Source organism: Micromonospora coxensis (assembly GCF_900090295.1).
GTDB classification, from domain to species: domain Bacteria; phylum Actinomycetota; class Actinomycetes; order Mycobacteriales; family Micromonosporaceae; genus Micromonospora; species Micromonospora coxensis.
In genome coordinates, this window is the sequence record NZ_LT607753.1 from 5,647,785 (window position 1) to 5,665,973 (window position 18,189).

At 74.5% G+C, this 18,189-nt stretch carries 21 protein-coding genes and 1 pseudogene; 12 read left to right on the forward strand and 10 right to left on the reverse strand.

Annotated elements, in window-relative coordinates; all coding sequences use genetic code 11:
• Window positions 1–172: 172 nt before the first annotated feature.
• From GA0070614_RS25750 to GA0070614_RS25760, 3 genes are all read right to left on the reverse strand, one after another.
• On the reverse strand, window positions 173–1,192 hold the full coding sequence (locus tag GA0070614_RS25750) for an AraC-like ligand-binding domain-containing protein (RefSeq protein ID WP_088978373.1): 1,020 nt from the start codon (window positions 1,190–1,192) through the stop codon (window positions 173–175).
• A gap of 132 nt (window positions 1,193–1,324) precedes the next feature.
• On the reverse strand, window positions 1,325–1,828 hold the full coding sequence (locus tag GA0070614_RS25755) for a hypothetical protein (RefSeq protein ID WP_088978374.1): 504 nt from the start codon (window positions 1,826–1,828) through the stop codon (window positions 1,325–1,327).
• 61 nt (window positions 1,829–1,889) lie between these two features.
• Complete coding sequence (locus tag GA0070614_RS25760; RefSeq protein ID WP_088978375.1) at window positions 1,890–3,521, reverse strand: RecQ family ATP-dependent DNA helicase; 1,632 nt, start codon at window positions 3,519–3,521, stop codon at window positions 1,890–1,892.
• A 112-nt stretch (window positions 3,522–3,633) separates the two neighbouring features.
• On the opposite strand from GA0070614_RS25760, the gene GA0070614_RS25765 reads away from it, so the two are divergent.
• On the forward strand, window positions 3,634–4,473 hold the full coding sequence (locus tag GA0070614_RS25765; RefSeq protein WP_088978376.1) for a class I SAM-dependent methyltransferase: 840 nt from the start codon (window positions 3,634–3,636) through the stop codon (window positions 4,471–4,473).
• 264 nt (window positions 4,474–4,737) lie between these two features.
• Window positions 4,738–5,370, forward strand: coding sequence for a TetR/AcrR family transcriptional regulator (locus GA0070614_RS25770; RefSeq protein WP_172892506.1), 633 nt, complete (start codon window positions 4,738–4,740; stop codon window positions 5,368–5,370).
• An 81-nt stretch (window positions 5,371–5,451) separates the two neighbouring features.
• Here GA0070614_RS25770 and GA0070614_RS25775 read toward each other — a convergent pair whose 3' ends face one another.
• Both GA0070614_RS25775 and GA0070614_RS31480 read right to left on the reverse strand, forming a co-directional pair.
• Entirely contained in the window at window positions 5,452–6,402 is a 951-nt protein-coding gene (locus tag GA0070614_RS25775; protein WP_088978378.1) for a TIGR03557 family F420-dependent LLM class oxidoreductase, read from the reverse strand.
• A 77-nt stretch (window positions 6,403–6,479) separates the two neighbouring features.
• The gene (locus GA0070614_RS31480) at window positions 6,480–6,605 is read right to left on the reverse strand and encodes a hypothetical protein (protein ID WP_269459460.1); all 126 of its coding nucleotides are present in this window, start codon (window positions 6,603–6,605) and stop codon (window positions 6,480–6,482) included.
• Between the two features lie 140 nt (window positions 6,606–6,745).
• Here GA0070614_RS31480 and GA0070614_RS25780 point away from each other — a divergent pair, with 140 nt between their 5' ends.
• Window positions 6,746–8,233, forward strand: coding sequence for a glycoside hydrolase family 3 protein (locus GA0070614_RS25780; protein WP_088978379.1), 1,488 nt, complete (start codon window positions 6,746–6,748; stop codon window positions 8,231–8,233).
• Window positions 8,234–8,333: 100 nt separating this feature from the next.
• Here the strand turns inward: GA0070614_RS25780 and GA0070614_RS25785 are convergent, their stop codons facing one another.
• Entirely contained in the window at window positions 8,334–8,621 is a 288-nt protein-coding gene (locus GA0070614_RS25785; RefSeq protein ID WP_088978380.1) for a GNAT family N-acetyltransferase, read from the reverse strand.
• Window positions 8,618–9,844, reverse strand: coding sequence for a cysteine desulfurase-like protein (locus GA0070614_RS25790; protein ID WP_088978381.1), 1,227 nt, complete (start codon window positions 9,842–9,844; stop codon window positions 8,618–8,620). The genes GA0070614_RS25785 and GA0070614_RS25790 overlap by 4 nt, the downstream gene beginning before the upstream one ends.
• 86 nt (window positions 9,845–9,930) lie before the next feature.
• Between GA0070614_RS25790 and GA0070614_RS25795 the strand changes: the two genes are divergently transcribed.
• The 7 genes and pseudogenes from GA0070614_RS25795 to GA0070614_RS25825 all read left to right on the forward strand — a co-directional run bounded on the left by GA0070614_RS25795 (window position 9,931) and on the right by GA0070614_RS25825 (window position 14,222).
• Entirely contained in the window at window positions 9,931–10,296 is a 366-nt protein-coding gene (locus GA0070614_RS25795) for a hypothetical protein (RefSeq protein WP_088979671.1), read from the forward strand.
• Window positions 10,297–10,356: 60 nt separating this feature from the next.
• Window positions 10,357–11,178 carry a DUF1206 domain-containing protein gene (locus tag GA0070614_RS25800; protein WP_088978382.1) on the forward strand — a complete coding sequence of 274 codons (822 nt, stop codon included), beginning with the start codon at window positions 10,357–10,359 and terminating at the stop codon, window positions 11,176–11,178.
• Window positions 11,179–11,256: 78 nt separating this feature from the next.
• Window positions 11,257–12,447: pseudogene (locus GA0070614_RS25805) on the forward strand (mechanosensitive ion channel family protein); the annotation flags it as partial.
• A 246-nt stretch (window positions 12,448–12,693) separates the two neighbouring features.
• Complete coding sequence (locus GA0070614_RS25810) at window positions 12,694–13,128, forward strand: phage holin family protein (RefSeq protein WP_088978384.1); 435 nt, start codon at window positions 12,694–12,696, stop codon at window positions 13,126–13,128.
• Window positions 13,125–13,460 carry a DUF3618 domain-containing protein gene (locus GA0070614_RS25815; protein WP_088978385.1) on the forward strand — a complete coding sequence of 112 codons (336 nt, stop codon included), beginning with the start codon at window positions 13,125–13,127 and terminating at the stop codon, window positions 13,458–13,460. Before GA0070614_RS25810 ends, GA0070614_RS25815 begins: the two co-directional genes overlap by 4 nt.
• Window positions 13,457–13,729: a DUF4235 domain-containing protein gene (locus GA0070614_RS25820; RefSeq protein ID WP_088978386.1), complete on the forward strand. Its 273-nt coding sequence runs from the start codon at window positions 13,457–13,459 to the stop codon at window positions 13,727–13,729. Before GA0070614_RS25815 ends, GA0070614_RS25820 begins: the two co-directional genes overlap by 4 nt.
• 289 nt (window positions 13,730–14,018) lie before the next feature.
• Window positions 14,019–14,222 (forward strand): cold-shock protein, encoded by a 204-nt coding sequence (locus tag GA0070614_RS25825; RefSeq protein WP_007075740.1) that lies wholly within the window; start codon window positions 14,019–14,021, stop codon window positions 14,220–14,222.
• Window positions 14,223–14,446: 224 nt separating this feature from the next.
• On the opposite strand, the gene GA0070614_RS25830 is transcribed toward GA0070614_RS25825, so the two are convergent.
• Window positions 14,447–14,641 (reverse strand): hypothetical protein, encoded by a 195-nt coding sequence (locus GA0070614_RS25830; protein WP_088978387.1) that lies wholly within the window; start codon window positions 14,639–14,641, stop codon window positions 14,447–14,449.
• 181 nt (window positions 14,642–14,822) lie between these two features.
• A complete protein-coding gene (locus GA0070614_RS25835) occupies window positions 14,823–15,806 on the reverse strand; it encodes an aldo/keto reductase (protein ID WP_088978388.1) in 984 nt (327 codons plus the stop codon).
• Window positions 15,807–15,895: 89 nt separating this feature from the next.
• Here GA0070614_RS25835 and GA0070614_RS25840 point away from each other — a divergent pair, with 89 nt between their 5' ends.
• Window positions 15,896–16,690, forward strand: coding sequence for a trans-aconitate 2-methyltransferase (locus GA0070614_RS25840; protein ID WP_088978389.1), 795 nt, complete (start codon window positions 15,896–15,898; stop codon window positions 16,688–16,690).
• Entirely contained in the window at window positions 16,687–17,712 is a 1,026-nt protein-coding gene (locus GA0070614_RS25845; RefSeq protein ID WP_088978390.1) for an adenosine deaminase, read from the forward strand. The genes GA0070614_RS25840 and GA0070614_RS25845 overlap by 4 nt, the downstream gene beginning before the upstream one ends.
• On the opposite strand, the gene GA0070614_RS25850 is transcribed toward GA0070614_RS25845, so the two are convergent.
• Window positions 17,669–17,956, reverse strand: coding sequence for a hypothetical protein (locus GA0070614_RS25850; protein ID WP_157745090.1), 288 nt, complete (start codon window positions 17,954–17,956; stop codon window positions 17,669–17,671). The genes GA0070614_RS25845 and GA0070614_RS25850 overlap by 44 nt on opposite strands.
• Window positions 17,957–18,189: the final 233 nt, after the last annotated feature.

Here is an 18,189-nt window from a genome sequence, read left to right on the forward strand (position 1 = left end):
TCGGTCCTGGGGGGAAGAGCGACGGGGCCGGAACCCGACGCGGCCGGAGGCGGCCGGACGGCGCTGCCCGCCGCTCGGCACCGGGCGCCGTCCGTGACCGGATGTCACGGACGCCACGCCGCGGTCCCCCGTTACCGTCGGGCCGCGGCGGTCGGTGACCGGCGGCCCGCGATCAGTATTCCGGTTCCGGGTTGACGACGGACGCCGTGCTGTTGACGATCCGTGCCTGTTCCCGCCAGGCCTGCGGGGTCACGTCGTACGCGGCCCGGAAGGCGCGGCTGAAGTGCGCCTTGTCGCGGAACCCCCACCGGGCGCCGATGGTCTGCACCGGCAGGTGGGCCAGCATCGGGTCGGCGAGGTCGCGCCGGCACCGTTGCAGGCGCAGGTCGCGCACGTACGACGCCAGGGTGGTCTCCTCCGACTCGAAGAGCCGGTGCAGGGTGCGTACCGAGACGTGGTGCGCGTCGGCGACCGCCTGCGGGGTGAGCGTGCCGTCGCCGAGGTGCCGCTGGACGTAGCCGCGCACCTGGGTCAGCAGCGCCCGGTGCCGGACCTCGCGGGGTACCGCGTCCTCGGCCACCAGGTGCCGGCCCAGCATGGTGCTGGCGAGGTCCAGCCCGACCGTGCCGAGCCGGTCGGCGTCCGCCGCGTGGTACTGCTCGGGGTGCTCGACGATCTGGGTGAGGTACTGGGCCAGCAGCGCCCCCACCCCCTCGCTGCCGGACATCCGCCCCGCCATCAGCGGGGCGAGCCGGTCCGGTGACAGCGGCAGCACGCCGTGCGGGATCAGCGCCACCACCGACCCGGCGGGCGGGCCGCCGTCCCGCCCGTGGTGGCTGACCTCGTGCGGGCGGGAGCCGTCGTAGAAGGTGAACTCGCGGGGCAGGATCACGCTGCGCCGGTCGCCCTGACCGGACGCGCCGGTGCCGCCCAGGGTCAGGGCGAGCAGGAAGTAGTCCACCTCGGTCCGCCGGGCCAGCCGCTCGGTGCGCACGGCGTCCATGGACGGGTACCGGTAGCGCACGACCTGGATCGGCCCGAGCGGGATGAACTCGGCGCGGGCCGGGAAGTCGTGGGCGTGGTCGGTGCGCACCCGCAGCGGCGCCGAGGTCCGGGCCACCAGGTCCAGCCACATGCCGAAGCGTTCGGCCGGCGGCAGGTGCGTGGTGTCGACGACGGTGCGTTCCAGCATCTGGCCACCTCCCCCTCGCCCGGTGCGTCCCCTCCATTGTCGAGCAGCCCGCTCGGCCGGGCGCGACGAGGGCTGCCGGACGCGAGAGGTCCGCGTGTCCCGGTCGGGACGCGCGGACCCGGCGCGGCGCGGTCAGTCGTTGAGCACGTGCGAGAGCCGGTCGCGGAAGCGCCGCTCGGAGTCGCTGACCTGGTCGCCGCCGAGGCCGAGCAGACCGCCGGTCGAGGCCGCGCCGACCACCTGCTCGGCGATCTCCACCAGCCAGTGCCGGTACGCCCCGGCCTCGCCCTCGTCCACCTTGGCGGCGAGCAGGGCGGACGCCTGCCCGGCCCGGGCCAGCACGTCGTCGATCATGCCCTGCGGGTCGGCCGGCTCGATGACCGGCAGTTCCTCGCCGGCCTCCGGGTCGCCGACGCGGGACACGATCTCCCCGGCGACCGCCGCGACCAGCGGGCTGGCCGACTCCCGGCCGGTGGAGATGGTCTCCAGGCCGGCGGCGTTCTCCGCGCGGGTGCGTCGGGTGCCGTCGGACTCGGCGGCGCTGGCCGCGGTGAGGACCGCCTGCGGCAGGCCGACCAGCAGCCCCCACTCCTCGTCGGAGAACCCGAACCCGGTGTACGCCGGCTGTTCGATCACGACTGAGCCCCTCTCGCTCGTTGGGTGTTGCGCATCGTGCGCCGCGGCTGCCCGGGTCAGGCTAGTCGAGGGTCAGCAGACCCTGTTCGGACACCACGGGCACGGAGAGCGTCTTGTAGCCGACCTCGTCGAAGAGCACGGTCATCCGGTCCTCCTCGTAGTTGAGCACCAGACCCGAGCCCCACTCGGGGTGGCGGACCTGGCTGTGCACCGGGAACGGCCCGACCGCGCCGTCGTCGGCGGTGCTGGTGCCGGCGTGGCAGTTGTCGCAGTGCCCGCAGACCTCGGACATCTGCTCGCCGAAGTAGGCCAGCAGGGTCTGGCCCCGGCAGGCGGTGGTCTCGGCGAAGGCGCGCATCATGTCGGTGCGGGACCGGGTGACGGCCTGCTGGCGTTCCGCCTCGGCCACCGCCGCGCCGGCGGCGTCGACCGGGGTGGGGGAGTAGCGCGGCGCGCCGATCTTCTGCTTCGCCCGGGGCTGCGCCGCCCCGACCTGCTCCAGCAGCGCCAGGTACTGCCCGAGCTTGCGCGCGCCGAGGCCGGTCAGCTCGCGCAGCTCCTTCTTGGTCCGGGCCTGCTTGCGCAGCAGCGCGGCCAGGTCCCGCAGTTCGGTGGCGTCGGGCAGGCCGCCGCTGAAGTAGCGCTGCAGCCCGACGTCCTCGGCGCGCCAGAGCAGCAGCACCCGGGCCGGTTCGCCGTCGCGGCCGGCGCGGCCGATCTCCTGGAAGTAGCTGTCCGGGGAGTCCGGCAGCGCCATGTGCACGACCCAGGCGATGTTCGGCTTGTCGATGCCCATGCCGAACGCGGAGGTGGCCACCATGATCGGCACCTGGTCGGCGAGGAACGCCTCGTGCAGCTCGTTGCGGGCGCCGGTGGGCATCCCGCCGTGGTAGTACTGCGACGGGAAGCCGGCGTCGGTCAGCCGGGCGGCCAGCTCCTCGGCGGCGCGCCGGGTGGGCACGTAGATGATGCCGGGGCGCTCGTCGTCGCGCAGCAGCGCGACCAGCCGCCGCCACCGGTAGTCGTCGGTGGGGCAGTGGGCGACCTCGAGGAAGAGGTTGGGCCGGTCCAGCCCGGAGACCACCACCTCCGGGTCGCGCAGCCGCAGCCGGGCGATGATGTCGTCGCGTACCGGGGGTGAGGCGGTGGCGGTCAGGGCGACCACCGGCGGACGGCCGATGCCGTCGATGAGGTGCCCGAGCGCCAGGTAGTCGGGGCGGAAGTCGTGGCCCCAGGCGGAGATGCAGTGCGCCTCGTCGATCGCGACCAGGGCCGGCTTCAGCGACTTCACCTCGGCCATCCGGTCGGGGTTGCTGAGCTGCTCCGGGGTGATGAACAGGAACTCCGCCCGCCCCTCCCGGATCTCGGTGATCGCCTGGGCCTGCTGGGCGGGACTCTCGTCGGAGCTGATCCGCACCGCCCGCAGCTCCGGGCGTTGCCGCTCGTTGAGCGCGGCGATCTGGTCCTGCTGTAGCGCCAGCAGGGGAGAGATCACCACCGTCGGGCCGGGGATCAGGCTCGCCGGGATCTGGTAGATCGCCGACTTGCCGGCGCCGGTGGGCAGCACCACCAGGGCGTCGCGTCGCTTCATCACCGCGCGCATGGCGGCGAGCTGGTTGGGCCTCAGCGCGGTCCAGCCGAAGAGGCTGCGCGCCGCGCGGCGCAACGTCATGGAGTTCGTGGACAGCTTCATCGAGGGCCGGAGGTACCCGTGGCGATCACCGGCGAAACCGTTGACGGGAGGCGGTCTCCGGGATCATTATGAATGAGCGTTCATGAACAAGCGTTCTTTATCGGAGGGGCGAATGGGGACCATCGTCAACACCCACCAGGAACAGGCGTGGAACGGCTACGAGGGGCAGCACTGGGCCGACCACCACGACCGCTACGACGCCGTCAACGCCGGCTTCAACGCCCCGCTGCTGGCGTACGTGGGCCCGGGCGACCGGGTGCTCGACGTCGGCTGCGGCAACGGGCAGCTCACCCGGCTGGCCGCCCGCCGGGCCGGCGCCGGGCACGCCGTCGGCCTCGACCTGTCCGCGCCGATGCTCGACCGGGCCCGGGCGCGCGCCGCCGAGGAGCAGGTGGCCAACGTCCACTTCGTCCGGGGCGACGCCCAGGTGCACCCGCTGCCCGAGGCCGGCTTCGACGTGGTGCTCAGCCGCTTCGGGGTGATGTTCTTCGCCGATCCGGTCGTCGCCTTCGGCAACCTCGCCCGGGCCCTGCGTCCCGGCGGCCGGCTCGCCTTCGTCTGCCTCGACGACCTGCGCGACAGCGACCTCGGTCGGGCGTTCGGCGCGCTCGCCGCCCACCTGCCCGACCCGGGCACCGACTACGCCGGGACCGCCGAACCGCTCTCCCTGGCCGACCCGGCCACGGTGCGGCGGGTGCTCACCGACGCCGGTCTGGCCGAGGTGGAGTGCGTCCCGGCCGAGGCGCCCCAGATCTGGGGCGTCGACGCCGCCGACGCGGCCGGGTTCCTGGCCGGCTGGGGGCCGGTCCGTCACCAGTTCGACCGGGTCGACCCGGCCACCGTCGCGCGGGCGCGCGCCGCGCTGACCGAGACGCTGCGCGCCCACGAGAGCCCCGAGGGGGTACGCCTGCGCGGCACCGCCTGGCTGGTCACCGCCCGTCGCCCGGGCTGAATCGCGACGATCCGGCCCGGACAGGACCCACGGCGGGACGGGGCACGGGGCCCGTCCCGCCGTGGGTCCTGTCCGGGCCGGCGCGGCGACGGACCCGGGGCGTGTGTCGAAGTCCCTGGCCGGGCCTGCGGCGGGCCCGGACGACGCCCGGCGGCGTGGGAGATCGGACACCGGCATCCGGACCGATCTCCGCCTTGCCGGACGCCGTCCGGACTCCGCCTCGGCTCGACCGAGGACTTCGACACACGCCCTAGGATGCTGGTGATGTCACCGAGGAGAGCCGCGGCGCTGCGCGGCGGCGACCGGAGCCTGCGCGAGCACCTGATCGCCGCGGCGGAGCGGCTGGTGGCCCGGCGCGGCACGGTCGGGCTGACCGTCCGCGACATCGCCCGCGAGGCGCAGGTCGCCGACGGCGTGCTCTACAACCACTTCGCCGACAAGGAGGAGCTGCTCGCGTACGCGGTGCACGCCCACCTGCGGGACGCCGAGGCGGCGCTGGAGGGGCAGCCGCCCCGGCCGGGCGAGGCGAGCGTGGCGGCGAACCTGCGGGCGTACCTGACCCGGGCGCTGGCGCTGCACACGGCGATCCTGCCGGCGATGACCGGCGTGTTCACCCAGCCCGGGCTGCTGGCCCGGCTCGCCGAGCTGCCCGACCCGCTGGCCGGCGGCCAGGGGCTGCGCGCCGAGCTGACCGGCTACCTGCGCGGCGAGCAGGAGCGGGGCCGGGTGGCCCCGGACGCCGCCGTCGAGGCGGTCGCCGCCCTGGTCGTCGGGGTCTGCCACGACCTGGTCCTGCGCCACCTGCTCGACCCCGCCACGCCGGCGCCCGCGCCGGCGATGATCGACGACCTGGTCCGCACCCTGCTGCACGGCGTCACCCCGGCCGAGGCCCGCTGACCGCCGGTCCGCCCCACCCGCCGGGTGATCGTCCGCGTGGCTCGGGCGCGCCGGGCGGCGGGTCGCGCCGGGGGAGCGCGGTCACCGCAGCCGGGGCAGCACCTCCCGCTGGTACAGGTCGAACAGGCCCGGCCAGTTCGGGCCGGTGTTGGCGACGTAGACCTCGTCGAAGCCCGCCTCGGCGTACCGGCCGATCATCGCCAGGTGGGCGTCGGCGCTGTCGCCGCAGACGAACGACTCCTTCATCATCTCCGGCCGCACCAGCTGCGCGGCCTGCTCGAAGTGGCGCGGCGACGGGAGCACCTGGGACAGCTCGCCCGGCACCCCGGCGTTGGGCCACTTCTCGTACGCGATCCGCATCCCGGCCTCCTCGCTCTCGGCGTACGCCGCCTTGAAGCCGGCCTGGCACGGCTTGTCGCCGCCGCCGTTGTCCCGGAACCGGCGCACCAGGTCGCCGTCGGGCATGGTGCTGACGTAACCGTCGCCGATGCGTGCGGCCAGGTCGACGGCCTTCGGGCCGAAGCCGGAGACGTGGACCGGGACCGGCTGCTCCGGCAGCGTGTAGAGCCGCGCGTGCTCGACGGTGTAGTGCCGGCCGTGGTGGTTGACGAACCCGCCCTGCCACAGCTCGCGCATCACCTCGACCGCCTCCGCCAGCATCTCCAGCCGGACGTCGGTCTGCGGCCACACGTCACCGAGGATGTGCTCGTTGAGCGCCTCCCCGGAGCCGACGCCGAGCACGAACCGGCCCTGGTGCAGCACCGCGCTGGTGGCCGCCGCCTGGGCGATCACGGCGGGGTGGATGCGGACCGTCGGGCAGGTGACCGCGGTGGTGACCGGCAGCGCGCAGACCTGGCTGAGCGCGCCGATGGTCGACCAGACGAACGGGCTCTGGCCCTGCGCGTCCACCCAGGGGTGGTAGTGGTCGGAGATCCACAGCGCCTCGAACCCGGCCCGCTCCGCGCCGCGCGCCTGCGCCAGCAGCTCCGCCGGGGTGTACTCCTCGCTGGACAGGAAGTAGCCGATCCTCATGGGTCCCCCTCGCCGTCGTCCGGCTCGGGCTGGCCGAGTCGACGTGGGACAGCGGTACCCCGGCGGCGGGGGATCAGTCAGCGTCGCCGGAACATCGCCCGGATGGCGGCGAGCAGCAGCAGGCCGCCGACCACCACGCCGAGCAGGCGTACGCCGGGGATGTCGGCCGGTGAGGTGGCGTCGGCGAGCAGCGTGGCGTCCATTCCGGAACTGTCGCACGACGCCGGGAAGGCCGCCAGGCCCTAACAGTAAGGTTTATTGACTATTTCGTCGCTGGGTGTGACCATGGCAGCACCGCGACGGTGAGGGACCGTCCGAGACCACACGGGGGTAGTGCGGCGGCATGAACGAGCGCAACCTGGCCGGCCTGGCGGCCGCCGTCCTGCAGCCCGGCTTCGTCGGCACCACCCCGCCCGACTGGGTGTGCCGGTGGCTGGGCGACGGACTCGGCGCGGTGGTCCTCTTCGCCCGCAACGTCGCCGACCCGGGGCAGCTCGCCGCGCTGACCGCCACCCTGCGCGCCGAACGGCCCGACGTGCTCGTCGCCATCGACGAGGAGGCCGGTGACGTCACCCGGATCGAGTCGGTGGCCGGCAGCTCCCGCCCGGGCAACCTCGCCCTCGGCGCGGTCGACGACCCGGCGCTGACCGAGGAGGTGGCCCGCGACCTCGGCGCCGACCTCGCCGCGCTCGGCGTCACGCTGAACTACGCCCCGGACGCCGACGTCAACGACAACCCGGCGAACCCGGTGATCGGGGTGCGCGCCTTCGGCGCCGAACCGGACCTGGTCGCCCGGCACACCGCCGCCTGGGTCCGCGGCCTGCAGTCCGCCGGCGTGGCGGCCTGCGCCAAGCACTTCCCCGGCCACGGCGACACCCGGGTCGACTCGCACCACGACCTGCCCCGCATCGGCGCCAGCCGGGCCCGCCTCGACGCCGTCGAGCTGGTCCCGTTCCGGGCCGCCGTGGCGGCCGGGGTGCAGGCGGTGATGACCGGCCACCTGCTCGTGCCCGCCCTCGACGCCGAGCTGCCGGCCACCCTCAGCCCTCGCGTCCTCGGCGACCTGCTCCGCGACGAGCTGGGCTTCTCCGGCGTGGTGGTCACCGACGCGGTGGAGATGCGCGCGGTCGCCGACCGGTACGGCTTCGCCGGCGCGGCCGTGCGGGCCCTGGCCGCCGGCGCCGACGCGGTCTGCGTGGGCGGCGAACACGCCGACGAGGCCGCCGCCCGGCACCTGCGCGACGCCATCGTCACCGCCGTGGTCTCCGGCGAGCTGCCGGAGGAGCGGCTCGCCGAGGCCGCCAAGCGGGTCGGCCAGCTCGCCGCCTGGACCGTCGCCGCCCGGGCCGGGCGTCCCGCCCGGGACCTGCCGGACGCCGACGGCTCCCCGATCGGGCTGGCCGCCGCCCGCCGCGCGCTGCGGGTCAGCGGCGCACCGGCCGGCCGGCTGCCGCTGACCACCCCCGCGCACGTGGTGGAGTTCGTGCCGCCCCGCAACATCGCCATCGGCCCGGAGACCCCGTGGGGGATCGGCGAGCCGCTCGCCGCGCTGCTGCCCGGCACGACCACCGTCCGGCTCGCCGAGACGGACCTGCCCGCCGACCCGGTCGCCGGCGTCGACGACCGGCCGGTGGTGCTGGTCGTCCGTGACCTGCACCGGCACGACTGGATGCGGGCCGCCGTCGACCGGGTCCTCGCCGACCGGCCGGACGCCGTGGTGGTCGAGCTGGGCGTGCCCGCGCTCACCGCCGGCCGGGTGCACCTGGCCACCCACGGCGCCACCCGGGCGGGCGCCCGGGCCGCCGCCGAACTGCTCGCCGGCCTCGGCTGACCCGAGCCGGGCGACCCCGGCCCGCGGCGGGTCGCGGTGTCCAGTGAGGCGGACACCGCGATCCGCCGCCCGCCGTGCCCCGGTGGCCGGACCGGGCCGGTCAGACCGGGGTGACGACCAGATCGGCGTACTCGGGGTGCCGCTCGATGAAGGCCCGCATGAACGGGCACTGCGGCACCACCCGGCCGCCCTGCTCGCGCACCTGGTCCAGGGTGGCCCGGACCAGGGCCGCGCCGACCCCCATGTCCTGGTACTCCGGGCGGACCTCGGTGTGCGTGAACACCCGCACCTCTCCCCGGGGCAGGTACGCGGTGAAGCCGGCCAGCGCGCCGTCGACCAGGATCTCGAAGCGGTGCGCGGCGGGGTTCTCCTCGACCAGGAAGCTCACCCGGCCATTGTCTCCCGCCGCCGGGCCAGCCGGTCCAGTTCGGCGAGCAACCGGTCCACCTCGTCGGCGGTGTTGTAGTGGTAGACGCTGGCCCGTACCGCCCCGCCGCTGTCGCGCAGCCCCATCGTGCGGAAGTACTCGTAGGCGTAGTAGTCGCCGGAGGAGAGGCAGAGCCCGGCCTCGCCCAGCGCCGCGGCGAGCCCGGCCGGCGACCAGCCGGCGAGGCGGAACGACACCGTCGGGCAGCGGCGGGCCGCCGCGCCGTACACGGTGACCGCCGGGTGGGCGGCCAGCCCGGCGAGCAGCCGGTCGAAGAGCGCCTCCTCGTACGCCTGCGCGGCGGCCAGGCCCGCGCGGACCCGCTGCCGCCGGTCGCCGGTGGCGGTCGGGTCCAGCCCGGCCAGGTGGTCCACGGCCGCGACCACCCCGGCCAGCAGCGGGAAGCTCGGGGTACCGGCCTCGAACCGGTCCGGCACGGCGTCGGAGGAGGGCAGCAGCTTCGCCGGGCGCAGCGGCTCCCACCGGGCCGGGTCGGCCACCATCGCCGCCAGGTGCGGGCCGGACCACTTGTAGGCGCTGGTGACCAGGAAGTCCGCGCCCAGCGAGGCGAGGTCGGTCGGGCCGTGCGGCACCGAGTGCACGCCGTCGACGCAGACCAGCGCCCCCGCCGCGTGGGCGGTCTTGGCGATCGTGGCGACGTCCGGCACGGTGCCGATCGCGTTGCTGCCGGCGGTCACCGCGACCAGCCGGGTCCGCTCGCCGACCAGATCGGCGTACTGGCCGGCGGGCAGCTCGCCGGTGGCCGGGTCGAACTCCGCCCAGCGCACGGTCGCGCCGGCCGCCTCGGCCGCCTGCACCCAGGGCCGCACGTTCGCGTCGTGGTCGAGCCGGGAGAGCACCACCTCGTCGCCGGGACGCCAGGTGCCGCCCAGCGCCCGGGCCAGGGTGTACGTCAACGCCGTCGCGCTGGGCCCGAGCACCACGCCCCGTGCCGTCGCGCCCAGCAGGTCGGCCACCGCCGTCCGGGCGGCGGCGACCAGCTCCAGCGACCGCCGGCCGGGCACGAAGGCGGTGCTGCGGTTGCCGAGCGCGGTGCGCATGGCCTCGGCGACCGCGTCGACCACCGACTGCGGGGTCTGGGTGCCGCCGGCACCGTCGAAGTGGGCGAAACCCTCGGTCAGGGCGGGGTAGGCGGCCCGGGTCCGGGCGATGTCGAACGGCATGACGGGACCCTAACGCGAGCGCCCGACGCCGCTTCGACGATCATCGGACGGTGCCGGGGTGGCCTGCGTCTCGTACCCTGGTGCGGGTGACGACCCGAACCGGTTCCTCCCCGCTTCCCCCCACCCGTCGGGCCGCCGGCCTGTTCGCCGCCCTGGCGCTCGGCGCGGCCCTGCTCGCCGGCTGCAGCTCCGAGGGCGCCAGCACCGACTGCGGCCTGGACGCCTGCACGGTCACCTTCGACCGGGGCGTCGACGCCAAGGCCAACATCCTCGGCATCGAGGCGAAGCTGATCGGCGCCCAGGGCGACCAGGTGACCGTCGAGGTCGCCGGTGAGCAGGTCTCCCTCACGATGGGCCAGCAGGCCGCCGAGGTGGGCGGCTTCGCCGTGACGCTGGACAGCGTCACCGACCAGGAGGTCAAGATCCGCGTCGCCCGCAACGCCGGCGGCTGACCGTCCGGGCCGGCGGTGGCCCACGTTTGAGGATCTCGACATTCGGCAATAGACGGCGCCATGTCACTCACCCGGAACGCCGAAGCCACCGCCGCCCGCACCGCGGACAGCCGTTGGCTGGAACTCCTCGCCCGGGCCGGCTTCATCGGCTACGGGGTCGTGCACCTGCTCTTCGCCTGGCTCATCCTCCAGGTCGCCTTCGACAGCTCCGGCGAAGAGGCGAACCAGAACGGTGCGCTGCGTACCCTGGGCGCCCAGCCCATGGGCAAGTTCCTGTTGATCGCGATCGCCGTCGGCCTGATCGCCATGGCCATCTGGCAGGCGCTGGAGGCCGCCGTCGGCCACCACGCCAAGCAGGGCAAGGAACGACTCTTCGAACGCATCGCCTCGGTCGTGCGCACCGTGGTCTTCCTCTGGCTGGCCTGGACAGCGATCAAGGTCGTCCAGGACGCCAGCGGCAACAGCGCCGACCAGCAGCAGGCCTTCAGCGAGAAGCTGATGTCCTCCGGGGGTGGCCGGTTCCTGGTCGGCCTCGCCGGTCTGGTGCTCGCCGCCGTCGGTGTCGGCATGGTGATCTACGGCTTGAAGAAGAAGTTCGAGCGCAACCTGAAGATCGGCGAGATGAGCCCGAAGACGCGGACGCTGGCCCGGCGGCTCGGCATGGCCGGCTACATCGCCCGCGGCGCCGTCTTCGCCGTCGCCGGCCTGCTGATCGTGGTGGCCGCCGTCAACTACGACCCGGAGAAGGCGCGCGGTCTGGACGGTGCCCTGCGGACGCTGCGCGACCAGCCCTACGGCCAGGTCCTGCTGGCGCTGATGGCCCTCGGTATCGCCGCCTTCGGCGTCTACTGCTTCCTCCAGTCCCGGTACCGGAAGGTCTGAGCTGGTCGATTCCGGAATCGCCGGGCACCATAGGGCCTTTGCCCGGAAGTGACCCGCCCGGCCGGAGGGAGAACACCAGTGCGGAACTACCTCGAAACGATCGCCGCCGCGACCATCGCGGCGGCGATCGCGTTGCTCGTGGTCGAGGTGGTCCACCGGGTGGTCCGCCGGCTCGGCCGGCGCTCGCTGCTGATGACCGAGCTGACCGAGCACGTGCACCGGCCGTTGCAGGTCGCCGCCACCGTGCTCGCCGTGCAGTTCGCGGTCCGCTTCAGCTCCGGGTACGCCGTCGGCACCCCGTGGCGGCAGGTGGTGCTGCACACCCTGGTGCTGGGGGTGGTCGCCGCGGTGGCCTGGCTGGTCGCCTCGCTGCTGGTGGTCACGGAGGACACCGCGCTGGCCCGGTTCCGGGTGGACGTGCCCGACAACCGGCACGCCCGTCGGGTGCGTACCCAGGTGGTGCTGCTGCGCCGGCTGACCATCGCGGTGATCGTGGTGCTCGCCATCGGCGTGATGCTGATGACCTTCCCCGCCGTACGCGGCATCGGCGCCGGTGTGCTGACCAGCGCCGGTGTGGTCGGCGTGGTCGCCGCGCTGGCCGCGCAGAGCCTGCTCGGCAACGTCATCGCCGGCCTCCAGCTCGCCTTCAGCGACGCGGTGCGCCTCGACGACGTGGTGGTCGTCGAGGGGGAGTGGGGTCGCATCGAGGAACTGACCCTCAGCTACGTGGTGGTGCAGATCTGGGACGACCGCCGGCTGATCCTGCCCACCTCCTACTTCACCAGCACCCCGTTCCAGAACTGGACCCGCACCGAGGCGGCGGTGCTGGGCACCGCCGAGTTCGACGTCGACTGGTCCGTCCCGGTGCAGGCGATGCGGGAGGAGCTGCGCCGGCTGGTCGAGGGCACCGACCTGTGGGACGGTCGGGTCTGCGTGCTCCAGGTGACCGACGCGACCGGCGGGCTGATCAAGGTCCGGGCGCTGGTGAGCGCCGCCGATGCGGGCAGCCTCTGGGACCTGCGCTGCCTGGTCCGGGAGCACCTGGTCGGCTGGATCCGCGACCACCGCCCCACCGCGCTGCCCCGCTCCCGTACCGAGATCGGCGACGCCTCCGGCGCCCTGCCCTGGCAGTGGGTGCAGCCGCGCCGGCCGGTGCGCCGACGGTCGGAGACCGACGTGCCCGACGACGCGCGGGTCTTCGGCGGCAGCGACGACGGCGACGCGCGCAGCGAGGCGTTCGTCGGCCCCACCGACGACGCCGACTCCCGCGCCGACGGGCGCGGCGAGCACCGCGACGACATTCTCGTCGGTGCCGAGCAGCCGCGCGACGACCGCCGCTGACGGTCCCCCCGACGGCCCCCGCGACCTCGTGCGCGGGGGCTTCGTCGTACCCGCTTCCGCGTTTCGCCGGACGGTACGGCCCCACCTGCGGTCAGATGTGGTTGGTCACTGCGCGCAGGATTGACGGGCGGCGACTCCGGGCATACAGCGCGGTGTTGATGAAAGGAGGACAGCATGGCTGACGTCGCGAACCACCGCACGTCCCGGACCGGGAGCGAGCCGTCCACCGCCGAGTTGGTGCAGCGGGCCACCGAGCAGGTCTCCCGACTGGTGCGGGACGAGCTGGCGCTGGCCCGGGCGGAGTTGACCCAGAAGGGCAAGCACGCCGGGATCGGCATCGGCCTGTTCGGCGGCGGCGGGGCGCTCGCCCTCTACGGGCTGGGCGCGCTGGTCGCCACGGCGATCCTGCTGCTGGACCTGGTGCTGCCCGCCTGGGCGGCCGCCCTGATCGTGGCGGTGGTGCTGTTCCTGATCGCGGGCATCTTCGCCCTGGTCGGCAAGAAGCAGGTCAGCCGTGCCGTCCCCCCGGTTCCGGAGTCGACGGTCCGCAGCGTCCGGGCGGACGTGGACGTCGTCACCGCGGCGGTGAAGGACAGGGGACGGGCATGACGGGCAACGGGACCGGCGACACCGACGCGCTCCGCGAGGAGATCCGGCGGACCCGGGTGGAGTTGGGCGAGACGATGGAGCTGTTGGCCGCCAAGGCCGATGTCAAGGCCCGGCTGCGGTCCTCCGCTGGCCAGGCGAAGGAGCGGATGCGCGAGCAGGCCGCGGTCACCGTGGCCCGGGTGCGCGGGCAGGCGGCGCAGAAGGCCGGCCAGGTGCGGTCGCAGGGCCCCGGGGAGACGCTCGGGCGCAGCCCGGCCCCGTGGGCGGCGGTCGCGGCCGGCGCCGTGGCGACGATGATCGTGCTGCTGATCGTGCGGGGGAGGCGTAGGTGAGCAAGGGGATCGGTAGGGCGGCGTACAAGCCGGTCGGGGTGCTGCTCGGTCTGGCCGCCGGTACGGTCGCCGGGGCGATCTTCCGGCAGGTCTGGAAGATGACCGCCGGGGACGGCGAGGCGCCCAGCGCCACCGACGAGGACCGGGGCTGGGGCGAGGTGCTCGCCGCGGCGGCGTTGCAGGGCGCCATCTTCGCGGTGGTCCGGGCGGCCGTCGACCGTGGCGGCGCGGTCGGCGTACGACGGGTCACCGGCCGCTGGCCGGACTGAACGAACGCACGCGCAGGCCCCTCTCCCGCATCGACGGGAGGGGGGCCTTTCGCACGTCCGCAAGCCGCCGCCCAGCGGACGTCGGGCATCCGTCAGGTCACATGTCGGAGAATTTCGTCGGGTAGGCTGTGCAGAGTTTTTGCGTACGTGGTTTGCTGATCCCCGCTGTTGCGAGATGGCGTGGGTTGAGAGAAGTCTCCTTCGTGGGGGCCGCCTCAGGCGCCGCTGCTCGAAAACGGCCAACCGGCCGCACGGCGTGCTCGGCCGCCAGTTTTAGAAGGAGATACACATGGCGCAGGGAACCGTGAAGTGGTTCAACGCTGACAAGGGCTTCGGCTTCATCACCGTCGACGGCGGGGGTGCTGACGTGTTCGTCCACTTCTCGGCCATCCAGACCAGCGGCTACCGCACGCTGGAGGAGAACCAGCGGGTGGAGTTCGAGATCGCCCAGGGTCAGAAGGGTCCGCAGGCCGAGCAGGTCCGCCCCATCTGAGCAGTGCCGGTCGGCAGCCGCCGGCCCGGGTGATCCGGCCAGCCGGATCGACGAGAAGCCCCGTGTCCCCCCGGACGCGGGGCTTTCCGCGTCGACGGGGCTGTCGCCGACGGCTCCCGGCCGCCGACCGCTCTCGACGCCATGATCGCCACCGTTCGCGGCGGGTCGCGGTGTCCCCGTCGCCGGAGCGCACCACTCGGGGAGGCGGTGCCGCCGACGACGGGTCAGGTACGGCGGCGGGCGCGCATCCCGCGCCAGAGCAGCCCGAGCCCGGCCGCCGCGAGCACCGGTCCGGCCACCACCCAGAAGCGCTGGTCGGTCATCACGCTGCCACTGACGTAGCCGAGCCCCTGCACCGTCCAGACGGCGCCGACCACCACGGCCAGCAGGCCGAGGGTGAGCGTCAGCCAGCCCCTCATCGCATCTCCCTCCACCGGGCCGGCGGTGCCGGCCGCACCGTCGGCGTCCGCACCGTCAGTATCCGTGCCGTCGCACCGTCTTCGTCCGCACCGTCAGTATCCGTGCCGTCGCACCGTCGGCGTCCGCGCCGACGGGATCCGTACCGTCGGCGTCGGGGGCGAGCACCGTTGCCGGCGCGGCTCACCACCGGCCGTGCACGCGCGGGCGGACCAGGTCGTCGTAGACGGCCCGGACGGTGTCGTGCTCCTCGGCGGTCAGCGGCGGCAGCGCGGCGGCCGAGGCGTTGCCGCGGGCCTGCTCCGGGTTGCGGGCGCCCGGGATGACGACGGTGAGGCCGGGCTGGTCGATGATCCAGCGCAGCGCGAACTGCGCCATGGTCCGGTCGGGGCCGACCAGTGGCGCGAGCCGGCGGACGACCTCCAGGCCGAGGTCGTAGTCGACACCGGAGAAGGTCTCGCCGACGTCGAAGCTCTCCCCGTGCCGGTTGAAGGTGCGGTGGTCGTCGGGGGCGAACGTGGTGTGCTCGTCGTAGCGGCCGGAGAGCAGGCCGCTGGCCAGCGGCACCCGGGCGATGATCCCCACCCCGGCGGACGCGGCGGCGGGCAGCACCCGCTCCAGGGGCTTGAGCCGCACGGCGTTGAGGATGATCTGCACGCTCGCCACGCCGGGGCGGGCGATCGCGGTCAGCGCCTGGTCGCAGGTCTCGACGCTGACCCCGTACCCGGCGATCCGCTTCTCGGACACCAGGGTGTCCAGCGCGTCGAAGACCCGGTCGTCGCCGAACACCGCCGTCGGCGGGCAGTGCAGCTGGACCAGGTCCAGGGTGTCCACGCCGAGGTTGGCCCGGGACCGGTCGGTCCAGGCCCGGAAGTTGTCCAGCGTGTACGCCTGCGGCGTCTGCTCCACCCGGCGGCCCATCTTGGTCGCCACGGTCAGCCCGTGCCCGGGCCGCTCGCGCAGGAACCGGCCGATGAGCTGTTCGCTGCGCCCGTCGCCGTAGACGTCGGCGGTGTCCAGGAAGGTGACTCCGGAGTCCACGGCGGCGGCGAGGACGGCCAGGGCGTCGGCCTCGTCGACCCGGCCCCAGTCCGCGCCGAGCTGCCACGCGCCGAGACCGACCACACCCACCTGCCGGCCGAGCCGGTCGAAGCTGCGCTGTTCCATTGGACCGAGCCTAGTGACCGCGTTGCCGAGCCGCAGCGCGGGCCGTAGGGTCGAGCCAAGAAAGACGTACGTACGGTTTGGAGGACGCGATGTGGGACCCGACCGCCTACCTGCGCTACGGCGACGAACGGTCCCGGCCGTTCCACGACCTGCTCGCCCGGATCCCGGCCGACCGGCCCCGTGCCGTGGTCGACCTCGGCTGCGGGCCGGGCACCCTGACCGCCACCCTGGCCCGGCGCTGGCCCGACGCGCGGGTGGTCGGCCTCGACTCCGCCACCGAGATGATCGACCGGGCCCGGACGCTGGACGCCCCGGTCGACTTCGCCGTCGGTGACGTCGCCGACTGGCGTCCGGGCCCGGACGTCGACGTGGTGGTCGCCAACGCCGTGCTCCAGTGGGTGCCCGGCCACCGGGAACTGCTCACCCGGTGGGCCGGTGAGCTGCCCGCCGGCGCCTGGCTGGCCTTCCAGGTCCCCGGCAACTTCGACGCCCCGTCGCACCGGGCGCTGCGCGAGGTCGCCCGCCGGGAGCGGTGGGCCGGCGCGCTGGCGGCGCTGCTGCGCGAGGCGCCGGTCGACGACGCCGTCGGCTACGCCGCGTCGCTGGTCGACGCCGGCTGCGCGGTCGACGCCTGGGAGACTGTCTACGTGCACCTGCTCCCGGCCCGACCCGACGCCGACCATCCGGTGCTGGCCTGGATGGAGGGGACCGCGCTGCGCCCGGTCCGCGCCGCGCTGGATCCCGCCGGCTGGGCGGACTTCCGCGCCGAGCTGGGCGTACGACTCGCGCAGGCGTACCCGGTGCGGCAGGGTCAGGTGCACTTCCCGTTCCGCCGGATCTTCGTGGTCGCCCGCACCGGCGCCCGTGCAGAGGAGAACCTGTGACCGACCTGCCCGCCTTCATCGCCGGACTGCCCAAGGTGGAGCTGCACGTGCACCACGTCGGCTCCGCCTCACCCCGGATCGTGGCCGAGCTGGCCGCCCGGCACGAGGGGCGCAGCCCGGTCCCGGCGGACCCGGACGCGCTCGTCGACTACTTCGCCTTCCGCGACTTCGCTCACTTCGTCGAGGTCTACCTGAGCGTGGTGGACCTGATCCGGGACCCGGAGGACGTCTGGATCCTCACCCACGAGGTCGCCCGCGAGCTGGCCCGTCAGCAGGTCCGCTACGCCGAGCTGACCGTCACCCCGTACTCGCACGTGCACCGGGGCATCCCCGCCCCGGCGTTCTGCGAGGCGATCGAGGACGCCCGCAAGCGGGCCGAGGCCGACTTCGGCATCGCCCTGCGCTGGTGCTTCGACATCCCGGGCGAGGCCGGGTTGCCGGCCGCCGAGGAGACCCTGCGTATCGCCCTGGAGCAGCGGCCGGACGGGCTGGTCAGCTTCGGCCTCGGCGGCCCGGAGATCGGCGTGCCCCGGCCGCAGTTCAAGCCGTACTTCGACCAGGCCCGGGCGGCCGGGCTGCGCTCGGTGCCGCACGCCGGGGAGACCACCGGCCCGCAGACGGTCTGGGACGCGCTGCGCGACCTCGGCGCCGAGCGGATCGGCCACGGCATCGCCGCCGCCGAGGATCCGGAGCTGCTGGCGTACCTGGCCGAGCACCGGATCGCGCTGGAGGTCTGCCCGACCTCCAACGTGCGCACCCGGGCCGTCGCCCACATCTCCGAGCACCCGCTCGCCCGGCTGGTCGACGCGGGCGTGCTGGTCACCATCAACTCCGACGACCCGCCGATGTTCGGCACCACGCTCAACGACGAGTACGCGGTGGCCGCCCGACTGCTCGACGCCGGCCCCGACCGGCTGGCGGCGCTGGCGAAGGACGCGGTGACCGCCTCGTTCCTCGCACCGGCGGAGAAGACCCGGATCAGCGCCGAGATCGACGCCTGGTCGGTGGCCGGGACGCGCTGACCCGGCGCGGCGCGCCGGGCGGCCTCGCCACGCTCACCGGGCGGGGCCGCCGGGCGGCCAGCGCGAGCCCGCGCCGCAGGGCGTGCGTCGCCAGGTCGGGCAGCCAGGACAGCCGGGCCGGCAGTCCCGGTCCGGCCGCCCGCGCGAGACCGGGCACGAGCGTGGCGGTGAGGACCAGCGCGACGAGGGCCACGGCCCCGGGGACCGGCCCGGCGGCGGAGGACGCGACCCCGGCGTACGCCACCACCGGGTCCTGCCAGACGGCGAGCGGACGGCGATCCCGATCCCGATCACGGTGGCCCAGCGGAGCAACCGGCTGACGGTCGGGCTCATCGGGCACCTCACGACGGGCGGTGGGAGGTGGACGCGCGGCGGGAGCGGGTGTGGGGGGACCGTACTCCCGCCGCGCGTACGGCTCCACCGGCCGGCAGTTGTCAGGGGCGACAAGACCGGTGGAACTGATGGGTTCGCCGTCGA